The organism is Acinetobacter sp. WCHAc060025, from assembly GCF_004209355.1.
Classification (GTDB): domain Bacteria; phylum Pseudomonadota; class Gammaproteobacteria; order Pseudomonadales; family Moraxellaceae; genus Acinetobacter; species Acinetobacter wuhouensis.
In genome coordinates, this window is sequence record NZ_SGSX01000020.1 from 1 (window position 1) to 22,150 (window position 22,150).

The following is a 22,150-nucleotide window of genomic DNA, read 5'->3' on the forward strand; positions in this document are numbered from 1 at the left end:
TTTGCTGTATCGCGTCGGGATGAGCTCATTATAGGGCAATTTCTTACACGCGCAAGTGCTTTTAACTGATTGTTTTATTGAGTGTTGTATTTTTGTGCACCATTTTGGTTCAAAAACACACTTTTTGACGCATAAGTTTTTAATTATAAAGCAGAAATATGTAAAAAATATTTCTGCTTTATATTTTCATTATTTTTTTGATTTATTGTCGGTCGTTTGAATACTGATGATTTTTACAGCTTGTTTAGGTACATCTTGGTACATGCCGACGGTTCCTGTCGGAGTATTTACAATTTTATCGACAACATCTAAACCTTGTGTAACTTTACCAAACACAGCGTAGCCTGGATTTCCTACCGATTTATTTAAAAAGTCATTATTGGCAACATTAATAAAGAACTGACTGGTTGCAGAGTTCGGATTATTGGTTCTCGCCATTGCTAATGTGCCACGTGTATTCTTCAAACCATTATTTGCTTCATTTTGAATTGGTGCTTGGGTTGCTTTTTCTTTCATATTACTATCAAAACCGCCACCTTGAATCATGAAGCCAGGAATTACGCGATGGAAGATCGTTCCATTATAGAATTGACTATTTACATAACTCTTAAAGTTTTTAACTGAGGTCGGTGCTTGTTCATCATATAGTTCAATATTGATATTGCCTAAATTGGTTTTGATTTGCATATTTGTATTTGCAAATGCTGGATTAACTATAAATACCAATCCTAAACTTAAACCTATCTTTTTGATCATTCTCTTTCGTCCTGAGCCGTTTTAAACTAATTGTTGCTTATATCAATGACTTCAGTAAATGAATCACTGAAGGAATTAAACTTGAGTAGGCTAATCTATGTGACTATACAAGCTTAATCAATATTACGTTTGCCTTTACTCTGTATCTTGAATGTTGCGAATAAAATGAAAATAGAAGAATCCATTCCACATACTGCTTTACCTTGGGAACTTTCTGGCGAAGGCTATATTTTAAATTATTGGTTAAGCCCAGTATTTACACGGCGCTCTCAAAACTTCGGCTTAGTAGAAGCTAAATTTGGACGAATCGTTCAGGTTATTCTTGTACGCTATTATTCTTCGCCTGTCGGTCCTTATGATGAATTATTAGTTTTAGATCATACTACTCAAAATTTTAAAATAAGTTCTAACATCCCCAAAATATATGTTTCTAGCCAAGCATCTGTAAATGAAGGGCGCTATCATTGGGGTATTCCGAAAGAGTTGGCGAGTTTTAATTGGAAACATTCTAAGCAACAATTACATTGTGATATTCAAGTTGGAAGTGAAACACTCTCATTAACCATCAATTTAACGCAATTAAAATCATCACATGCAATATCTTCAAAACTTATACCCTCTCGTTTATTAAACATTCAACAAAAAGATCATCTGTTTCTGTATCAATTCTCGCCTAAGTTTAAAAGTAAAATTGCTTATATTTCTAATGCGACTTGGAATAATACACAAAGTATTTTTCCAGACTTTTCTAAAGCGACTTTTCTTAAAGGTTTTTATTCCACTGACTTTAAACTTATTTTCCCTGAGTCGGTCAAAACTAAATTAGTAAATACATAATTTAAATACTCTTTTAACACAAATGATCGATTGTTCTAAATAAAACAATCGATCATTTGTGTTTTGATCTTTTAGGCTGCTTTTATCAAGGAATTATTGTTTATCCCAAAACTTACGGAACTCTTTGCTCATTTCGATGACATTCTTTTTCGCTTTACGTGAAATTGGTGTTAAGTTGATAAAGCCATGTGTTTGGTCTTCATAGTCTTGATAATGAATTTTCACACCATGCTGACGTAATTTATAAGCATAGATTTTACCTTCGTCATGAAGTACATCATGTCCTGCAGTTACTACAAATGCAGGGGCTAATTTTTTCAAATTACCGTAAGTTGGCGAAATAATCGTATCGTCTAATGCAATATTGAATCGCGTCGCGTAATAGTCAGTCACGTAATCAATGTCAGATCCAGTCAAAACTAATCCATCTTTATAAGCAAAAAATGATGGATGACGGCTCTTAAAATCAACCGCTGGGTAAATTAAAAACTGTGCCTGAGGAGCGTAAGCTTCATTGACTGTTCTTTGAGAGAGGACTGCGCAAATATTTCCACCTGCACTATCTCCTGCAATCGCAATTTTATTTTTTAAAATTTTAAACTGACGGCGATTTTGATATACCCAAGCTAGGGCATCTTCACACGATTGAATCAACTCGCGAGGCCCAACTTCAGGTGCAAGTGGGTATTCTATACTGAGGACTTGCGCTTTAGCATGTGTCGCAATCAACCGGCAAACTTCATCATGGGTATCCACACTTCCTACAACAAAACCACCACCATGATAAAACACAATCATTGGTAATTTTTTATTGGGTGCAGGATGATAATGTCTTGCATAGATACTGCCACTTTGTAGCGGTAAACGAATATCTTCAACAAACTGAACATGAGTTGGTTTATTGGTAATCGACTGCATCTGCGATTCAAATTGCTTTCGTGAACGTTCGACATTTTCATTGATGAAACCCACTTTGCCTTGTTTCAATTGTGCTGCCATCAAACATTTCGTAAAACTATCTAATTGCGGGAACTCATAAGGATAACCCAATAGTTTAGCCAAAGATTCTTGAGCAAACGTGGGTAAACGGTCTAATGTTCTGCCTGCAGCACCCTGCCCTTTTTCGACGATGTCTTGAATATTACGTTGAAATGCAACCATTGAGTTCTTCCTTAAATGTCCAAATTCTTCATATTTTCTACATGATCAGGAATTGACTGACTATATTCTTATACAAGTCTAGCAATCGATATACAAATATAAATTTTAAATACGCTAATCTGAGTCAAATACATTGTCATTGACTATTTTGCTTTATCTCAATTTTTTTTTGCTATTTTTTGATAAATATAAGGAGGCAACTCATGGCAATTAAAGCATTATTTGTTTCATTAATAACATCGCTACTTGCTGTTGGTTGTGTAGCATTCCCTGACGATGGTTATGATTCTCGTGGGTATAGAAGTTATGGACATCCTATTTATCGCGATTATGACTATGATCGAGCTTATGATGCTCGATATGACCCTTATAAAGACCGTCAACGCTGGGAGCGTGAACGTGCCTATCGTATTCAGCAACAGCGGATAGAACAACAGCGACGTGAAAATCAGTTGAAAAATCATCGTTGGCAATATGAAAAAGCCAAACGTGATCAATTGAAAAAACAGCAATGGGAACAAGATCAGCGTAAAAAATGGCAACAAGCACAACGCAAAAATGATTGGGACAATAAAACCAAGCCTGAACAGCGTTGGAATCATTCGTCAATGAAAGATCGCCAATGGGGCAATCGCCCAGATCGTAAACAATGGCAACAACGCCAACAGCAAAATCAACAACAGCAACGTGATAAAAAGCGTGATGATCATAGAAAAGCGGATCAAAACAAAGAACAAGGTAAAAATTAACATCAGCGGATCTGAGCAAAACTCTGATCCGCTCTGTCGCTTTAGCAAATAATTAAAGCAATAAAAAACAAAAAATGATGAATTTACAAAGCTATTAACTGGCTCACATTTTAGAATATTTTCTACTCATTTTTGTCATTTAAGTCATTGCGATTTTCTCTAATTCAAGTAATCATTTTCTCAACATCAACTCATCAAATGGCTTGAGCAATAAATTCAGAATTTATTGTTTTAAATTGAATAAAGTTCTATTTCGACATATAGAATTTCTTGCTAAATTTATTTTGATGTAAAAAGTTCACCGATATATATGTTTTAAACTGGATCGTTTGAACATCAATAATATTGATCATGGAAAGGAAAAAAATAATGAAATGGTCTAAAGCCCTTCTCGTCACAGCTGGTTTAATGGCTGCTACCTCTGCAACTCAAGCAAAACAAGTCATGTGTGTCTTTGATTTAGTTGGTAAAAATGGTGATGTATTTACCCTAATGAAAGACTATCAACTTGCTGCTAAAAACTGGGGTGCAGATCTTGAATTAAAAGTGAATTCAAATGAAGCTGTAATTGCTGAAGATTTTAAAGCAGGTAAATGTGATGCCGTAAGTATCACAGGTATGCGTGGACGCCAATTTAATAACTTTACAGGCTCACTCGATGCAATTGGTGCAATCCCTGATCTCAATCTCGCTGTGAAAGTCATGCAAGGTTTAGCTAATCCAAACTTTGCTAAATATATGACCAGCGGACAATATGAAGTCGTTGGTGTCATTCCTGTAGGTGATGCATATCTATTGGTCAATGATCGCAATATCAATACTGTGGCAAAAGCAGCAGGTAAAAAAATTGCCGTCCTTGATTACGACCAAGCACAGAAAATCATGGTACAGCAGATTGGTGCACAAGCTGTCAGTGCTGATGTAACCAATTTTGGTGCAAAATTTAATAATGGACAGGTCGATATTATTGGTGCACCTGTTGCTGTATTTAAACCTTTAGAGTTACATAAAGGCTTAGGTACTAAAGGTGCAATTGTGAATTACCCACTGTTACAAGTGACTGGAAATATCATCATTCGTCCAGATAAATTCCCTGCAGGCTATGGTCAAAAATCGCGTGATTGGGTGAAATCTCAATTACCACGTGCCAATGGTATTATTGGGAAAATGAAAGCAGATATTCCTTCAAAATACTGGATGCAAGTACCTGAAGGAGATAAACCAGGTTATCAAAAGCTAATGCGTGAATCACGTATTAACCTGACCAAACAAGGCGTTTATAACAAGCAAATGATGAAGATTCTTTGGCAATTCCGTTGTAAGAATAGCCCAACAAACTTTGAATGTGCTTTACAGGATGAAAACTATAAATAAGTTCATCTGCTAAATTTTACTTAAATCCGATAAATTTAGTCTGAATTTACTTTAAAGTTCACTCACTGACCATATATTGAGTATGTTATACTGAATATATGGTCTTTTCGTTTAAGCCATTTGAATCTGAGGAACAATATCATGACCGCCCAAGCACTTGAGATGACTGATAATGCTGCAAATAAAGTTCGCCAACTGCGTGACAGTGAAGGTAATCAAGAACTGATGTTACGTGTCTATGTAACAGGTGGTGGCTGTTCAGGTTTTTCTTATGGTTTTAACTTTGCTGAAAATGCCAATGAAGACGATGCCGAGTTTGTGAATGGCGATGTCAAAATGTTGGTTGATTCGTTGAGCTATCAATATTTAGTCGGTTCAAAAGTCGACTATATTGAAGGTCTTGAAGGTTCACGTTTTATTGTTGAAAACCCAAATGCGACAACAACTTGTGGTTGTGGTTCTTCATTCTCGATCTGATCTAAAGAATTTATAAAAATGCCCTCAAATTTGAGGGCATTTTTATATCAAACGTATCAATCTTCTACGCAACTGCATCTAAAATATATTGACTAAGCTCTTTGGCATTTTGTACAGGAATCCAATGGGTTGCATCCATAATCACTTCTTTATACGGCGCATGAACATAATTTTTATTGTATTCCACACCTTTAGGACCAATCGCTGAATCGTGTTTGCCCCAAATAAATAAAGTCGGGACTGTGATCGGTTTCAATAAGTTTTTATTGGAACTGAATGGTAAACCTCGATACCAGTTTAAAGCTGTACTTAAACGCTTTTCATTGACAATTTCTTGTTGAAAGTCCTTGAGTTGTTGTTCTGTCATGCCTGAATCTTTCAATAAAGCCAAACCAATCTGAGGTACTTTTTCAAACAGTAGTTCAGGAATTTTAGGCAACTGAAATAAGCCCATATAATAAGATTTAAACAATTGATTACTGGTCAGCATCGCTTTCATGAACGCGGCTTTATGTGGTACTGAAATGGTAATCAAATGCTTTATTTTCTCAGGATAACGCTGTGCCACATCCCAAGCCACAACCGCACCCCAATCATGCCCCACCAAATAAACAGGTTGTTGAATAATGTCGAGTAAAGCATTCACATCTTCAAGCAAAGCAGAGCCACGATAGTCACGACGGCTAGTTGGTTGCGCACCTAGACTATACCCCCGTTGATTGACTGCAAAAGTTCGATAACCTTGTGCATTCAAAATTTCTGAAGTTTCTTGCCAACTTTTATTGGTTTCAGGAAAACCATGTAAGAGGACAAAAACTTGTCCATCTAATGGTCCAGAATCAATGACATCAAAGCTTAATCCTTCTCGTTGATAAGATTCTATTCGTTGTGTTTTTATCGCTATAGTCATGGTGATTTCTACTATTTCCTATTCTCATTTTTATTGATATTGCAGTTGAATCTTAGTTTTGTTAACAGCTCGAAAGGACAAATCTAGGGTTAAACAGGTCGATCATTGTCTGACAATCTACCTGATTGATACCCATAAATTTACAACTTATACAGCGGTGATTGTCCCTAAAACACGATAGCCTTTTGCACCTGTCACCGCAGGTAAGTTACCACTTTGCTGTAAATCAAAACGCATGGCTAACCAAGCAAAAGCTGTCGCCTCAACCCAAGTCGGTGCTAAGCCCAGTGCGGAAGTCGTTTGTACAGACCAATTATGTTTACGTAAACGCCAACGCAATTGTTCAAGCAAATGTGAGTTATAAGCCCCACCGCCACAGACATAGACTTCACCAGTATCCAAAGGTGAACGGTAGATGGCTTTTTTAATCGCCCGTGTGGTCAGTTTCATCAGTGTCGCTTGAACATTTTCAGGTGTATCTTCAAGCTCATCGTATTCCAGATCATTGCGCCAATCTGAAATTTGCTCATCCAACCATTCTAAATTGAAGTCTTCACGCCCCGTACTTTTCGGTGGTTCTTTAGAAAAATATTCATGTGCTTGCAAACGATCTAATAAAGATCGAATCGGTTGACCATAAGCTGCCCAGTTACCATTTTCATCATAAGGCTGTCCTGTATAGCGATGGCACCAAGCATCCATCAGTATATTGGCTGGTCCTGTATCAAAACCATAAACACCTTGATCATCGCCCGCAGGTAACATACTGACATTAGCAATCCCACCCAAATTCAGAATCACTCGGTGAATGGTTGGATGTTGGAATAATGCTTGATGGAATGCAGGAACCAATGGTGCACCTTGCCCCCCTGCTGCCATATCACGGCGACGAAAATCTGAAATTACAGGAATTTGGGTAATTTCAGTAATAATATTTGGATCACCAATTTGTAGCGTAAACCCATGTTCAGGACGATGACGAATGGTTTGACCATGTGAGCCAATGGCTTTGATTTGGCCTCTGTCTAAATTATTTTCATTGATCAGTTGATTAATGCCATTTCCAATCATGCTTGCAAGCGCAACATCGGCTTTGCCCATCCGATCAATTTCATTGTCATCTGGAAGAGTTAAAGCCATTAATTCATCCCTTAAATCAGGGTCAAAAGGCACTGTTAAAGTTGCATGAATATGTAAAGGATCAAATGAAGCAGCAACAAAATCGACGCCGTCCATGCTGGTTCCAGTCATTACGCCAATATAGATTGTTGTCATGAGATATTCTTCGCCTGCATTATGCTGAAAAAATGTTAGTATATCGCACAAATGAGATAACTGATGTATTGGATTTTGTGATGTCTAATTTCCTACCAGCGGAAGAACAACTTGCCCTCATCCAACGAGGCACACACGAGATTATTTCTGAAGAGGATTTATTAAAAAAACTCAAAGAAAATCGCCCTTTAAATATTAAAGCAGGCTTTGACCCAACAGCACCTGACCTACACTTAGGTCATACTGTACTGATCAATAAATTAAAAACCTTTCAAGATTTGGGTCATAACGTGACCTTCTTGATTGGTGACTACACTGCCATGATCGGTGATCCAACAGGTAAAAGTGCAACACGCCCACCATTATCGCGTGAGCAAGTTTTAGAAAATGCAAAAACCTATCAAGAACAAGTCTTTAAAATTCTTGATCCGAATAAAACTAAAGTTCGCTTTAACTCAGAATGGTTTGCAACAAAAACTGCGGCTGATTTGATTCAATTGGCTTCACAGCAAACTGTTGCACGTATGTTAGAACGTGATGACTTCACCAAACGTTATAACAACCATCAACCGATTGCGATTCATGAGTTCTTGTATCCATTGGTTCAAGGCTATGACTCAATCGCACTAGAAGCAGACGTAGAACTTGGTGGTACAGACCAAACTTTTAACTTGCTCATGGGTCGTACGCTTCAAGGTCGTTTTGACCAAGAAGCGCAAGTGTGTATCACTGTACCAATTCTTGAAGGCTTAGATGGCGTTAATAAGATGTCTAAATCTTTAGGCAACTATATCGGTGTATTTGATGCACCTGGCGCAATGTATCAAAAAGTATTGTCTATGCCTGACAGCTTGATTGAACGTTATTTTGAATTACTCAGCTTTAAATCAATGGACGAAATTGAAGTTCTATTGAAGGAAATGGCTGAAGGTCGTAACCCTCAAGACATCAAGAAAATTCTTGCTTTGGAATTGGTTGAACGCTTCCACGGTGCTGAAGCTGCAGAACATGCACACAAAGGTGCAGGCAATTTAATTACTGAAGGTGAGCTACCGGAAGGTACACCTGAAATCACCATTTCACGTGGCGAATTTGGCGGTGAAGTGTCAATTATTTCAATTCTTCGTGCAGCTGGTCTAACCAAGAACTCAGCACAATCGAAAGATGCTGTTTCACGTGGAGCCGTTAAAGTCGATTGGGAAACCGTTGATGCAAGCTATATGGTGAAAGAGAACGTGACCTTAATTATCCAAGCAAGCAAAAAAGCCATAGCCAAAGTCACATTTACCGACTAATATTTTTTTGTGATTTTTGAATATTTCAAAGCCATCTAAGTGATGGCTTTGTTATTTTGGATGACCTAAAATTATTCACCAGGAAGAGAGCATTCAAAGTTGGTTCGATCAACGGTACAACGTGCTCTTTTAAGTACAGACATCATCACAGGGTCGTATACTCCCCTTTTAGTTAACTCGATCCGACCATCACGCAACAATTTTTGGTAACGAAGCGCATCTTCTTTAGAAACATCTATCTTATATTTCGCAGGTATTTCAGCTTCCATACGCTCAATATTTCTATATGAACGAGGTAATTGCTTCAATGACCAAGCTCTAGATTGCATACCGAAATCTAGTGGGAATTTATCTTTTTTAATAATCAAGTCTGCAGTTACATTGACTACAGGATAAGTAAACATTGCACCATTTGCACTTATCCCTTTATAAATTTCAAGCGGTTTATAAGCATAAGCAGGGGAAGCGATCGCATCTGCCTCACCATCATTAAACTTTTTAACAAAGTTAAAAATATCTGATGGAACACCCACCGCACCGACTCGCTCCACAGCAATTTTCTGTGCAATGTCATAGTGTAAATAGGCAAATTTTTTCCCTTTACCCTTTTCAAGGGTATTTATAGATTTATCACGTACAAACATATAGGCGATGCCAATCGGTGAAATCGCAGCTAACTCATATTCCACACCATTCTTTTCAGAAATCAATCTTTTTGCATTTCGTTTATCTAACGCGTAAGTAATTGCCTTTTTCGCAATATCATTACTTGGCACACCGCCTAAAGCATCAATTGAACCACCAAACTTATTATATTCACGCGCACGCATAGAAGTCATCGCGGCAGCATCACACTTATTGGTTTTAAAATCTTTAGCAACTTGCTCTTCAGACTGGTATGCCACTAAACTAATATCAGCACCCCATGTTTTTGAGACTAATGCCCATTCTTCCATCAATTTATATGACTCGCCCGCTTTACCCAATAAATCAAAAATGCACACATTCTGTTTCGCAGCATGTGTAAATGAAGAGCTACTGGTGAGTAAAATAATCGGTAGTAGATATTTTTTATTCATTTTATTTCCTTATTTTGTTTAATTTATTCTATTGGGCTTACTCTCCAGCCAATGAGCATTCAAAATTCGTTCTATCAATCGTACAACGAGCTTTTTTTAGCATAGACATCATTGTTGAGTCATAAACACCTTGTTTGGTTAACTCGATACGTGCATCACGAATTACCATCTGATATTTAACACTTTGTTCTTTTGTTAATGCTAATTTATACTTTGCAGGTATATTGAGCTCTGTTCTTTTCACTACATAAAATGTCCTAGGTAAGTTTTTGACAAAAATTTCTCTAGATTTATAGCCAAAATTTTCAGGAAACTTATCAGGTCTCACCACCATTAACATCGTAATGTTCATGACAGGGAACGTTACCACAGCACCATTTGCACCTAAGCCCTTATGCATTTCAAAAGGTTTATATAAATAAGCAGGCGCTGCAGTCATATCAACTTGCCCACTGTTAAATTTTTTAACTAAATTTGAGATTTCTGAAGGGATGGGAATTGCATCTACTTTTTTCAGCATATAACTTTGCGCAAAGTCATAACCGAGGAAAGAAAATTTTTGCCCTACTAAATCCTTGATTGGATTTTCTGGATTTTTAAGCACATTATATTTAACAAATAAATAAGCTGTACCAATTTGAGTAATTCCAGCGACTTCAAATTTCTCATTACTTATTCGAGAAATCATTCTTTTAGCATTTCGTTGATCTAATGCATATTTGATTGCTTTTTCTGCAATCACATTATTAGGAACTGCTCCTAATGCATCAATTGAACCTCCAAATTTATTGTAATAACGTGCACGCAATGAAGTTAAAAATGCACCATCACATTTTCCTGCTTTAAAATCTGCGTCAGCCTCTTCTTCTTTTTGATAAGCAATTAATTTAATATCTGCTTGTGATTTTTTTGCTTCTAAAGCCCATTCTTCAATTGTTTTAAAAATATCACCCGAACGGCCCTGAACATCAAACACACAAATTGTTTGTCCAGCAATAGCTGAATTAGATACCATCCCAAAAAAAAGTAGGCTAAGAGCAATTTTTAAAAAGCATATATTCATTATCCATAATCTCAAAACACTCCCTATATTATGATTAATATCACAATAATAATAATTAATACACACCACACATCTTTATTTTGGATTTATTTTGAGAAACTTAAAATTAATTAAGCATGAAAATCTGCAGGAATACGGTTCAATAAAATTCCAACAATCTATCCCCTAAATTCTTTTTTCTTATATTTTTTGAACTCTTCTATTTATCATTTAGAATATGGCATCCGATAACGAATAGCTTATTTCTTATGATTCAGTTAGACCAACTTTCAATTCGCCGTGGCGGACGTATTTTATTTCAAAAAGCGTCTATGCAGCTTCATCCAGGTTGGAAAATCGGTCTTACTGGAGTCAATGGCGCGGGTAAATCTACCCTATTTTCAGCGCTTTTGGGTGGCATGGAGTCCGACAGCGGTAGTTTGACACGTCCTAATGTATGGACAGTTGCCCACATGGCGCAAGAAATCAAAGCCTTAGATATGAAAGCGATTGATTTCGTGCTCTCTGGTGATGAAGAGTTTTGGGATATTCAACACAAACTTGAACACTCTGATGAACTCAGCAATGATGAATTAGCACATCTGTATAGCCGTTTTGAAGAAATTCATGGCTACACAGCAGCCTCAAAAGCATCACAATTGATGGCTGGTTTAGGTTTTTTTGAGCATCAGTCAGAACTTTTGGTTTCTAGTTTCTCTGGTGGTTGGAGAATGCGTTTAAATTTAGCGCGCACCCTGATGAGTCGTTCAGATTTATTATTACTGGATGAACCAACTAACCATTTGGACTTAGATGCAATTTTATGGCTCGAAGATTGGTTAAAAGCTTATGCAGGTACTTTGATTTTAATTTCACATGACCGTGATTTCTTAGATGCAATTACTGATCATATTTTGCACATCGAAAATCAAGAACTGACGCTTTATACAGGGAATTATTCAACTTTTGAAACAACACGTGCTGAACGTTTAGCGCAGCAACAACAAGCTTTTGAAAAACAACAAGAAGCCAAAGCACATTTACAAAAATTTATTGACCGTTTTAAGGCCAAAGCCACCAAAGCACGCCAAGCGCAGAGTCGAATCAAACAACTTGAGCGCATGCAAGAGCTTGCACCCGCGCATGTGGACAACCCTTTTACTTTCAGTTTCCGTGAACCAAGTAAAATGAGTTCTCCTTTATTAACCTTGGAACATGCAGATATTGGTTATGGCGATAAATTGATTGTGACCAATGTGAATTTACAAATCACGCCAAGTAGCCGTATTGGCTTACTCGGTATGAATGGTGCTGGTAAATCAACATTAATTAAATCTTTGGTGGGTGATTTGCCGTTACTTAAAGGTATACGTAAAGATTCAGAACTGCTTAATATCGGTTATTTTGCCCAGCATCAAATGGATGCCTTAGATGGCAATGCCAGTCCAATGCTACAACTCTCTCGTATTGCTGATCCAAAAATTAGTGAAGCAACTTTACGCTCGTTCTTAGGAAGTTTTGGCTTTAGCGGCGAACGTATGGACACCCCAAGTGAAAGCTTCTCAGGTGGTGAACGTGCACGATTGGCTTTAGCATTAATTGTCTGGTTACGCCCAAATGTTCTGATTCTCGATGAGCCGACAAACCATTTAGATTTAGATATGCGTCATGCATTAACCATGGCATTGCAAGACTTTGAAGGTGCAGTGGTACTTGTTTCGCATGAACGTCAATTGATTGCATCTGTTTGTGATGAATTAATATTAGTTCACAATGGTCAAAGCAAAGAATTTGATGGCGATCTACAAGATTATGCAGCATGGTTACGCCAAGCACGTATTGATATGATCAAAAATGGGCAGCAACCGAGCGCTCCGATTCAGTCACAAGTTGTTGAAAAAACAGTTGCTTCAAAAGTCGATAAAGAAGCACAACGCAAAGAAGCCGCACGTCAACGTGAACTCAGTCGCCCTATTCGTAAAAATATCGAAAAAATTGAGACACAAATTGGAAAAATTCAGCCAAGATTGGCAGAAATTGAAGAATTACTTGCAGATTCAGCGCTTTATGAAGCCAATCGTAAAGATGACTTACTCAAACTGATGAATGAACAAAATGAACTTAAGTCCAAATTAGAACAAGCTGAAGAACAAATGCTCGAACTCATGATGGAGTTGGAAGAGTTAGAAAGTTCATTTGACTAAACCTAAACTTTAGCAAGAACACTAGCCAGAAATCAAAGTACATGATTTTTGGCTTTTTTATGCATAAAAATTAAGAAAACTAAATATTTAAACAACACATCGCTGAAATCAGAATCTCATTGAATACATTTTGCTAGAAGTAGTAAAAAACATCTTTAGAAATCACTAAATATTTTATTAATAAATATAAACATTTGTTTAATAAAAATATTTCTTATCAACTTCATCTTTAATTCAAAACTTTACTGATTAAAGCATTTTCTAATAACCAAATTTTTATTCAAAAAATACAGCCAAAAACCTATAACAAAATACATAACTTTTATTTATAACTAAAAATAGCTTGCGTGGAACATATTAGAATAACTTAATGAATTAAAATATAAGCTTATCGTGTTGATTTTTAAATTCAAAAAACTTAAAAGATCGCAAAAAACATGTGGATAAATATATTTTTTGATAGAAATAAATCCCTATTTTTATAAAAATTTAAATCGCTATTCTGTTCATTTTTACAACTACACAATGCTAAATTAAGTCTGCAAAACAGCCAAAAAATCGACTGAATTAAAATTAAGCACAGAGTTACCCACAGCATTTTGATCAATAAAAATACAAAAAACAAGTACAAATTTTATGCAAAAATTCTTAATTTATTACTTATTGAGATCAATATTTGGAATATTGATGATTTATATTTTTGTTCAATTAGAAATAAATTTAATTTTTTGAATATCTTATAATTTTTTTATTTTTGAAGTCTTATAGTGAAAAATGAGATTTTAATCACATAAAATAATGATTTACTTATTAAAATAGCGTATAAGTAATAAAATTAAGCACCTAATTCACAATTTATTGCAAAAAAATATAAATAAATGGAGTAAATGCTCTATTTTTTTTAAAAAAAGCTGATTACTATTGCGCTTATGGAAAGGTTCCTAATTGTACAAAATAGATAAGGACGAAAAAATGAAAAAAATTGCTTTCGCTATTGCTGCTACTTCTATCGTTGGATTTAGCTCAGCTTCTCAAGCAGCTGTAAATGTCTGTGTATTTGACTTATTAGGTAAGTCAGGTGAGTCATACCAAATGGCTCAAGAATGGGCTTTATCCGCTAAAAGTTGGGGTGCAGACGTTAATCTTATTCCAAAACAAGATGAAAACGTAGCAGATCAAGATTTTAAAGCAGGAAAGTGTGACGGCGTATTTATGACTGCGATGCGCGCGCGTCAATATAACAAATTTGTGGGATCAATTGATTCTGTCGGTGGCGTGCCAAGCAATGCGATTGCGAAAACAGCCATTACTTTTGCGTTAGATGCACGTAATGCTGCAAAAATGGTTTCTACTAAAGGCAGTAACAAATACGAAGTTGCGGGTATTGCACCTTTAGGTTCAGCGTTTATTTTTGTACGTGACAAAAATATTAACTCAATCGAAAAAGCTGCTGGTAAAAAATTCGCTTACTTAAGCTACGATGATGCACAAAAAGTATTAATTCAACGTGTAGGTGCGCAAGCAGTACCATCTGATATTACTAACTTTGCAGCAAAATTTAACAACGGTCAGGTAGATATGATCGGTGCACCTGCTTATGCTTATAAACCGCTTGAAATTCAAAAAGGTTTAGGTGCAAATGGTGCAATGTTTAATTTCCCAGTATTACAAATCACGGCTGACTTCATCATCCGTCCTGAAAAATTCCCTGCTGGTTTCGGTCAAAAATCTCGTGATTACTTCGTGAAGAACTTACCGAAAAGCTTTGCGATGATTAACCGTCTAGAAGCAAGTATTCCAGCAAAATATAAATTAAATTTAACGCCTGAAGATAAATTAAAATATCAAAAGTTGATGCGTGAAGGTCGTTTAGAGTTAACTAAACAAGGTGTTTATGATGCAGGTATGATGTCTGTATTGAAGAAAGCACGTTGCTCAGTCGACAAAGCAAACTTTGAATGTACACTTGCTGGTGAATAATCTTTAGATTTAAACCTAGCAAATAAAAAACCAGTTCAAATGAGCTGGTTTTTTTATGATTTATCATTCTGAATCGACATCATTCAATTCAATAAAAAAGGGAATAAACCTTGGTTTATTCCCTTTTATACTTCAAACAATATCAATTAAGCATCAATATCTGCATTCAAAGCATTTTCTTCAATAAATGCACGACGTGGTTCAACATCATCACCCATTAAACACGCAAACATACGATCCGCTTCGATTGCATCATCGATCGTCACTTGAAGCATATTACGGTTTTCAGGATCCATTGTAGTTTCCCAAAGCTGTTCAGCATTCATCTCACCCAAGCCTTTATAGCGCTGGATCATCATGCCTTTGCGTGAATCAGCTAAGATTTGTTGCCATACTTGGTGGAACGTAGAAACATAAATTTTACGCTCACCTTTTTGCAAATATGCGCCATTTTCAAGCAAAGTGAACCAGCTTTTCGAGTTTTGCAATAAACGCTTATATTCACTCGAAGACAATAAACCCGCATCGAGTAAATAACTGTGCGGTAAATTATGCACATAGATAGTAATACGAGGGAAATAAACAGTTGTTTTCATTCCATCTGCATTTTCTTTATCAAATGCTTCTAAGCTCAGTTCAGGACGTAAGCTTGGTTGTGCTGTTTCTATCGCCAGACGAAGCTTGTCGCCCCATTGTTGCACATAGTCTTGATCATTATTTTGATCTAGTTTAAACGCGTCTAAGCTCAATAAACCGTCTAATAATGATGCAGGATAGCGTACAGTTAAACGATGTAAACTTTTTTGTGAAGTTTGATAATCAGCGATCACTTTCTCTAATGCCACACCACGAATCGCAGGTGCATCAGCACTAACATGTAGCTCAAGCTCATCAATTGCATTTGAAATCAAGTAAGTTTCTAAAGCATCATTATCCTTAATGTATTGCTCTTGCTTACCCTTTTTCAATTTATACAATGGTGGTTGAGCAATATAGATATAACCACGTTCCACAAGCTCAGGCATTTGACGGAAGAAGAAAGTCAGCAACAAAGTACGAATGTGTGAACCATCCACGTCCGCATCGGTCATGATGATGATTTTGTGATAACGTAATTTGTCTGGATTATATTCTTCACGACCAATACCACAACCTAATGCAGTAATCAGTGTGCCGACTTCTTGAGATGAAATCATTTTGTCAAAACGCGCACGTTCTACGTTCAGGATTTTACCTTTCAACGGCAGAATCGCCTGCATCTTACGGTTACGTCCTTGCTTCGCAGAACCGCCCGCAGAGTCACCCTCGACTAAGTAAAGTTCAGAAAGTGCTGGATCTTTTTCTTGGCAATCTGCCAATTTACCTGGTAAACCTGCAATGTCTAAAGCACTCTTACGACGCGTCATTTCACGTGCTTTACGCGCAGCATCACGTGCGCGTGCTGCATCAATAATTTTGCCTGCGATTGATTTCGCTGCTTGAGGATTTTCCAATAAATATTCTGAGAATGATTTATTCATTGCCTGCTCAACTGCAGGTTTCACTTCACTCGATACCAATTTTTCTTTGGTTTGTGAAGAGAACTTAGGATCAGGCACTTTCACTGAAACAATTGCAGTCAAACCTTCACGCGCATCATCACCAGTGACCGCAACTTTCTCTTTTTTGAGTAAGCTTTCATTTTCCATGTAGCTGTTTAAACCACGGGTTAATGCTGCACGGAAACCTGCTAAATGCGTACCACCATCTTTTTGTGGAATGTTGTTAGTAAAGCAACGAACATTCTCTTGATAGGTATCATTCCACTGCAACGCAACTTCAACACCAATGCCATTATCAGCAAGTGTGGTGAAATGAAAAATATCATTGAGATGAGTTTTGCCTTGGTTGATATATTTTACGAACTCAGACAAACCACCTTCATAATCAAATACATGTTCTAAATCGACACGATTATCACGTAATACAATACGCACACCAGCATTCAAGAACGAAAGCTCACGCAAACGACGCGCTAAAATATCCACATTAAAAATAGTTTGGCTAAATGTTTCAGCACTCGGCCAAAAACGGACTGTAGTACCTGTCGTCGATGTTTCACCAATTGCTTTCAATGGATATACAGGATCACCATGTTTATATTCTTGTTGGTGAATCTGTCCAGCACGATGAATGGTTAATTCAAGCTTACTTGATAAAGCGTTAACTACGGATACACCTACACCGTGCAAACCGCCTGATACTTTATAGCTATTATCATCAAACTTACCACCAGCATGCAGAATAGTCAGAATTACTTCTGCTGCGGACACACCTTCTTCAGGGTGAATATCGGTAGGGATACCACGACCATTATCGGAAACACTGACAGATTCATCTTCATGAATGGTCACTAAAATTTCGTCACAATGCCCAGCTAAAGCTTCATCAATCGCATTATCCACGACCTCAAAAACCATATGGTGTAAGCCTGAACCATCATCAGTATCACCAATATACATACCAGGGCGTTTACGGACTGCATCTAGACCACGTAATACTTTGATACTAGAGGAATCATAAGCCTTGTCATTGGTTTGTTCTGTTTGAGAAGCGATTTGATCTTCTGAACTCATGGTTTCTCCCTAGTGAAAAATAGGTCATTCCAAAATTGGCTAAAAAATAAAATCATCGCGCAACAACACTCACTTGACCTTGGTCAACGTTGAATAACTGGTAGGAAATAGACAAATCATGTAAATGTTTTTTTACTGATTCATGGTCTAGTGTGGTAATAAAAACTTGACTACCAAGCTGGCTCAATCGCTCAATTAAACGTTGTTGTGCGCTTAAATCTAATTCTGCTGTTACATCATCTAATAATACCACAGTTTCCTTATTACAGGCATGTAACATGGCAATTTGTGACAGTTTTAAAGCCATTATTAATAACTTTTTTTGCCCTCGTGAAAGCACTACATCCGCATCGCCCATGGCTGTTTTTAAGCGTATATCAGCACGATGTGGGCCATACTCGGTATAACGTCGATCAACGTCTTTTTTGTGGTATTGAACAAGGTCTTGCGCCAAACCATGTTCCACATGGAACCCTGCGCTATATTCCATTTCAATGCTTAAATCGGGCAGTAATTGGGCTAAATCTTCTTGTAAATAGATTTTCCACTGTTCCACAATTTCGACACGCTGAGAATGTAAAACCTCACCATAATCACTCAGCATTTTGTTCCACGGTTCCAAATCTTGCAGCGTCAGATTTCTCTGAATTTTAAGCAAACTATTTCTTTGTTTTAAGGCACGAGAATAGTATTGCCATGCATGATAAAAATCGGGTTCCACGTGAAACATGAGCCAATCGAGCAATTGTCGTCGTGGCTTTGCACCATGATCAATAATATCAATGCTGAGAGGGTCAATCAGTTGTAGTGGTAATATCTTGGCAAGTTGACCTTGTGTCGCAACTGTATCTCCATTGACTTTAATGAGTTGCTCACCGCTTTGCAGTTTTTGCATGCCAATTTTCTCAGTCATGGATTGGGCAAAAACAATCGCATCTGCTTGGTTATTTTGAATGTAGTTTTTAGGAATATGGGTTCGGAATGAACGCCCTGTTGCCAATAAATGAATCGCTTCTAAGATCGAAGTTTTACCTGAACCATTTTGTCCATAAAAAACATTAAACGGCTGCAACTCATGGAGTGCAACCGTCTGTAAATTTCGAACACGTTGTATATTTAAACGCGTAATATGCATAACAATAAATTAAAAAGTTAATTTAAAACAATTACACACGCATCGGCATCACAACATAAGTCTGATTTGGCTGTGTTGGATCTTGTACCAATACCGATTGATTCGCTTCAGACATAGTCATTGCTACATCATCACCATCTAATACGCTTAAAACATCGAGAATATATTGCGCATTGAACGACATTTCCATCGGTGCATTTGAGTATTGGATTGCTAAATCTTCAATCGCTTCATCTTGCTCAGGGTTATTGGCACGTAATTGCAAAGAATCGGCATTAAAGTTTAAGAACACACCGCGTAATTTTTCATTACTTAAAATCGCAACACGTTGCAGAGATTGTTTAAAGACATCGTGTGGAATATTCACTACTTTATCGCCACCACGTGGAATTACACGACGATAATCAGGGAATTTACCATCAATCAGTTTCGTGGTGAAACGTACTGTAATATCGCCTTGTTCTTTATCTTTGCTTGCAGTTTGAATGGTAACATTCAACAATTCACGACCAATCAACAACGTTAATTGCTCATCTTCAATGCTGAGTAGACGTTGTAACTCACCCACCGCTTTACGTGGAACAATCGCTTGAACCAATTGTGTTGAATTTGAAGACGCTAAAGTTTCACACAATGCTAAACGGTGACCGTCTGTGGTCACAGCGCGTAATTGATTTTCATCAATTTCCAATAAAGTACCCGTTAAATAGAAACGTACATCTTGAACCGCCATCGCAAATGAGGTTTTTTCAAATAAACGTTTTAATTCACGCTCAGTCACTTGAACCTGAGTCCCTTGACTATTTTCATTGGTCAATAACGGGTAGTCTTCTGCTGGTAATGTACCTAAAACAAAACGGCTATTGCCTGATTTTAAAATACAACGTTGATCTTCTGTAATTTGTAAATCAATCAATGCCGCAGTCGGTAATGATTTACAAATATCCACCAATTTACGTGCAGGAACAGTCGTCTCCCCTGCTTGTAAACACGCACCTTCTGCCAAACTTGTACTTGCAACAAGCTCCACTTCCAAATCCGAACCAGTTACAGTAAGTGACTGATTCGTAGCTTGAATTTTTACGTTTGAAAGAATATTTAAAGTATGGCGACGCTCAACAGCTCCCACCACATGGGATAAAACGTTGAGTAAGCTTTCTTTCGCGATTTTCAAACGCACGGTGGAATTCCTCTAAAAATTTGACAGAAATGTGGATAATAAAATTTTTTTAATGACGTACTATGCGGCAGTTTATGCCGCTTTGCAAGTGTCGAATTTGAACAAATTTTAGCTTTGTAACAGACGCATGAGGTTTTTATAATCCTCATTAAAAATTGGGTCTTCATCACGTAAGCTTTGCACTTTTTCACAAGCATGCATCACGGTACTGTGATCACGACCACCAAATGCCATACCAATCTCAGGGAAACTATCCCCGGTCAATTCACGTGCTAAGCCCATTGCCAACTGACGTGGACGTGCATAGATACGGGTACGCTTAGGGCCAACGAGTTCTTTGAGTGGAATACGGAAATATTCGCTGACCACACGTTGGATATTTTCAGTACTAATGGTACGTGCACGGATCGCCAGAACATCTTTCAGTGATTCTCGTACCACATCCAAATCAATCGCAGAACCTTTAAAACGAGAAATAGCAACGACTTTGTTTAATGCACCTTCAAGTTCACGGACATTGGCAACCACTTGCTGTGCGATAAATAAAGCGCAGTTACGTGGTAAATCTATACCACTACTTTCCGCTTTTTTTAATAAAATTTCGATACGTGTTTCAATATCAGGTGGTTCAACACCTACTGACAATCCCCAAGAAAAACGAGAAACTAGACGTGGATCAAGTTCTGTTAGTTCTTTCGGATAACGGTCTGAAGTTAAAATAATCTGTTTTGACTCATCTAGTAAAGCATTGAAAGTATAGAAAAACTCTACCAAACTTGCTTCTTTACCAGCCAATAAATGAATATCATCAACCAAGAGTAAATCTAAAGAACGACAGTTCTTTTTGAACTCTTCAACTTTGCCCTTTTGTAAAGAACTGACAAAATCTTGGACGAAACTTTCCGCAGTCATATACATCACACGTGCATTTGGCTTGGCTTGTAATAAAGCATTCCCGACTGCTTGCATTAAGTGTGTTTTACCTAGACCTGTTGGGCCATAAAGGAATAATGGATTATGTTGCGGTTCGCCCAGTTGTGTTAAAACTTTGCGACACGTTTCAGCGGCCATTTGGTTAGAACGACCTTCAACAAATAATGCAAAATTAAACAATGGGTTAAGCTGTCTTTTCTTATTATTTTTAGGTGAAATAACATCGTGTTCTTTTTCTTTTTTGATTTTAGCAACAGGTGCTTCATTTGGAGTACTGTCTAATGCTGCTGTAGTCGTCGCAGGTTGTTCAGATGCTGAAAGAATAGCACCTGGACGAGAATCGACTAATATTTCAACTTTACGTACTCGTCCTTCTGAGAGTTGTTCAGCCAGAATAGAAATAAGCTCAATATGATGCTCTTGAATGTAGCGCGTCCAATATGGATTAGGTGCATACAGTTTTAAAGTCCCATCGACTTCTTCTGCAACCAAAGGACGAATCCACATGGCAAAGACATTATCAGAGAGCTCTTGTCGCAAGCGAGTTAAGCAGTCCGTCCAAAGCATGTGAAACCCCTTCATTCCATTTAAATTCAAAAAAGACCATTTACCCCTGTGCACAGATTAAGGGGGGTCGCCATTCTAACTAAGTTATCCACATCTGTCATGACCAATTCGGTCTAATTCGTTTAAAAAAACAACTTTCCGCAAATAAAATTAAATTTAAACCACTTGTGGATAAGATTTACCACTTGCTGTGGATAAATTAGCACATAAACTTATCCACAATCTATCAAATTAATAAAAACACAGTTATTCACAACTTAAACAAATGTTATTTAAAAATAAAAGTGCGTTTCCCACAGAAAAAATGAGTGCTAATAATAATAAATTTAAATTTTAAATTTGAATTTATTTATAAGAGCAGAGCTTTCTGTGGATAAGTTCAATGTTATGAATTTAAATTCAAATTTCTGAGATTTGAAATTTAAAAATCGCGAATTAAATTTAAAATTTTTTAAACCTATGGATAACTTTGAGGATATATCTGTTGGTAACTTCTATTTATACTATAAAATAATAAGTTATGTTGTGAATATTTTTTTGATTACTTTATCTATATAAAATGATGAAATTCTATAGATGTG

At 37.0% G+C, this 22,150-nt stretch carries 17 protein-coding genes; 7 read left to right on the plus strand and 10 right to left on the minus strand.

Translation table 11 applies throughout. The features are described from left to right. Positions 1-189: 189 nt before the first annotated feature. Positions 190-756 (minus strand): peptidylprolyl isomerase, encoded by a 567-nt coding sequence (locus EXE09_RS15285; RefSeq protein ID WP_087554267.1) that lies wholly within the window; start codon positions 754-756, stop codon positions 190-192. Between the two features lie 165 nt (positions 757-921). Here EXE09_RS15285 and EXE09_RS15290 point away from each other — a divergent pair, with 165 nt between their 5' ends. Further along, the gene (locus EXE09_RS15290) at positions 922-1,593 is read left to right on the plus strand and encodes an acetoacetate decarboxylase family protein (protein ID WP_130117831.1); all 672 of its coding nucleotides are present in this window, start codon (positions 922-924) and stop codon (positions 1,591-1,593) included. A gap of 93 nt (positions 1,594-1,686) precedes the next feature. Here the strand turns inward: EXE09_RS15290 and EXE09_RS15295 are convergent, their stop codons facing one another. Beyond that, the gene (locus tag EXE09_RS15295; protein WP_130113170.1) at positions 1,687-2,754 is read right to left on the minus strand and encodes an alpha/beta hydrolase; all 1,068 of its coding nucleotides are present in this window, start codon (positions 2,752-2,754) and stop codon (positions 1,687-1,689) included. Between the two features lie 203 nt (positions 2,755-2,957). On the opposite strand from EXE09_RS15295, the gene EXE09_RS15300 reads away from it, so the two are divergent. From EXE09_RS15300 to erpA, 3 genes are all read left to right on the plus strand, one after another. Continuing rightward, a complete protein-coding gene (locus EXE09_RS15300; RefSeq protein ID WP_130117832.1) occupies positions 2,958-3,503 on the plus strand; it encodes a hypothetical protein in 546 nt (181 codons plus the stop codon). A gap of 369 nt (positions 3,504-3,872) precedes the next feature. Beyond that, positions 3,873-4,877 (plus strand): putative solute-binding protein, encoded by a 1,005-nt coding sequence (locus tag EXE09_RS15305; RefSeq protein ID WP_130117833.1) that lies wholly within the window; start codon positions 3,873-3,875, stop codon positions 4,875-4,877. Positions 4,878-5,018: 141 nt separating this feature from the next. Beyond that, on the plus strand, positions 5,019-5,354 hold the full coding sequence (gene erpA, locus EXE09_RS15310; protein ID WP_068974146.1) for an iron-sulfur cluster insertion protein ErpA: 336 nt from the start codon (positions 5,019-5,021) through the stop codon (positions 5,352-5,354). 64 nt (positions 5,355-5,418) lie between these two features. On the opposite strand, the gene EXE09_RS15315 is transcribed toward erpA, so the two are convergent. After that, on the minus strand, positions 5,419-6,264 hold the full coding sequence (locus EXE09_RS15315; RefSeq protein ID WP_130117834.1) for an alpha/beta fold hydrolase: 846 nt from the start codon (positions 6,262-6,264) through the stop codon (positions 5,419-5,421). A gap of 147 nt (positions 6,265-6,411) precedes the next feature. After that, positions 6,412-7,539: an anhydro-N-acetylmuramic acid kinase gene (locus EXE09_RS15320; RefSeq protein WP_130117835.1), complete on the minus strand. Its 1,128-nt coding sequence runs from the start codon at positions 7,537-7,539 to the stop codon at positions 6,412-6,414. Between the two features lie 80 nt (positions 7,540-7,619). Here EXE09_RS15320 and tyrS point away from each other — a divergent pair, with 80 nt between their 5' ends. After that, positions 7,620-8,834 (plus strand): tyrosine--tRNA ligase, encoded by a 1,215-nt coding sequence (gene tyrS / locus EXE09_RS15325; protein WP_068974205.1) that lies wholly within the window; start codon positions 7,620-7,622, stop codon positions 8,832-8,834. A gap of 71 nt (positions 8,835-8,905) precedes the next feature. Here the strand turns inward: tyrS and EXE09_RS15330 are convergent, their stop codons facing one another. Beyond that, positions 8,906-9,913, minus strand: a complete 1,008-nt coding sequence (locus tag EXE09_RS15330; protein WP_068974149.1) for a putative solute-binding protein — start codon at positions 9,911-9,913, stop codon at positions 8,906-8,908. Between the two features lie 37 nt (positions 9,914-9,950). Then, the gene (locus tag EXE09_RS15335; protein ID WP_130117880.1) at positions 9,951-10,976 is read right to left on the minus strand and encodes a putative solute-binding protein; all 1,026 of its coding nucleotides are present in this window, start codon (positions 10,974-10,976) and stop codon (positions 9,951-9,953) included. 248 nt (positions 10,977-11,224) lie between these two features. Here EXE09_RS15335 and EXE09_RS15340 point away from each other — a divergent pair, with 248 nt between their 5' ends. Next, positions 11,225-13,159, plus strand: a complete 1,935-nt coding sequence (locus EXE09_RS15340) for an ATP-binding cassette domain-containing protein (RefSeq protein WP_130117836.1) — start codon at positions 11,225-11,227, stop codon at positions 13,157-13,159. A gap of 972 nt (positions 13,160-14,131) precedes the next feature. After that, positions 14,132-15,139 (plus strand): putative solute-binding protein, encoded by a 1,008-nt coding sequence (locus EXE09_RS15345; protein WP_068974152.1) that lies wholly within the window; start codon positions 14,132-14,134, stop codon positions 15,137-15,139. Between the two features lie 146 nt (positions 15,140-15,285). On the opposite strand, the gene gyrB is transcribed toward EXE09_RS15345, so the two are convergent. The 4 genes from gyrB to dnaA form a co-directional block, all read right to left on the minus strand. Then, positions 15,286-17,754, minus strand: a complete 2,469-nt coding sequence (gene gyrB, locus EXE09_RS15350) for a DNA topoisomerase (ATP-hydrolyzing) subunit B (RefSeq protein WP_130117837.1) — start codon at positions 17,752-17,754, stop codon at positions 15,286-15,288. Between the two features lie 52 nt (positions 17,755-17,806). Next, on the minus strand, positions 17,807-18,889 hold the full coding sequence (gene recF, locus EXE09_RS15355; protein WP_130117838.1) for a DNA replication/repair protein RecF: 1,083 nt from the start codon (positions 18,887-18,889) through the stop codon (positions 17,807-17,809). 31 nt (positions 18,890-18,920) lie between these two features. Then, entirely contained in the window at positions 18,921-20,069 is a 1,149-nt protein-coding gene (gene dnaN, locus EXE09_RS15360; protein ID WP_130117839.1) for a DNA polymerase III subunit beta, read from the minus strand. A 108-nt stretch (positions 20,070-20,177) separates the two neighbouring features. Next, on the minus strand, positions 20,178-21,569 hold the full coding sequence (gene dnaA, locus EXE09_RS15365; RefSeq protein ID WP_130113179.1) for a chromosomal replication initiator protein DnaA: 1,392 nt from the start codon (positions 21,567-21,569) through the stop codon (positions 20,178-20,180). Positions 21,570-22,150 lie beyond the last annotated feature (581 nt).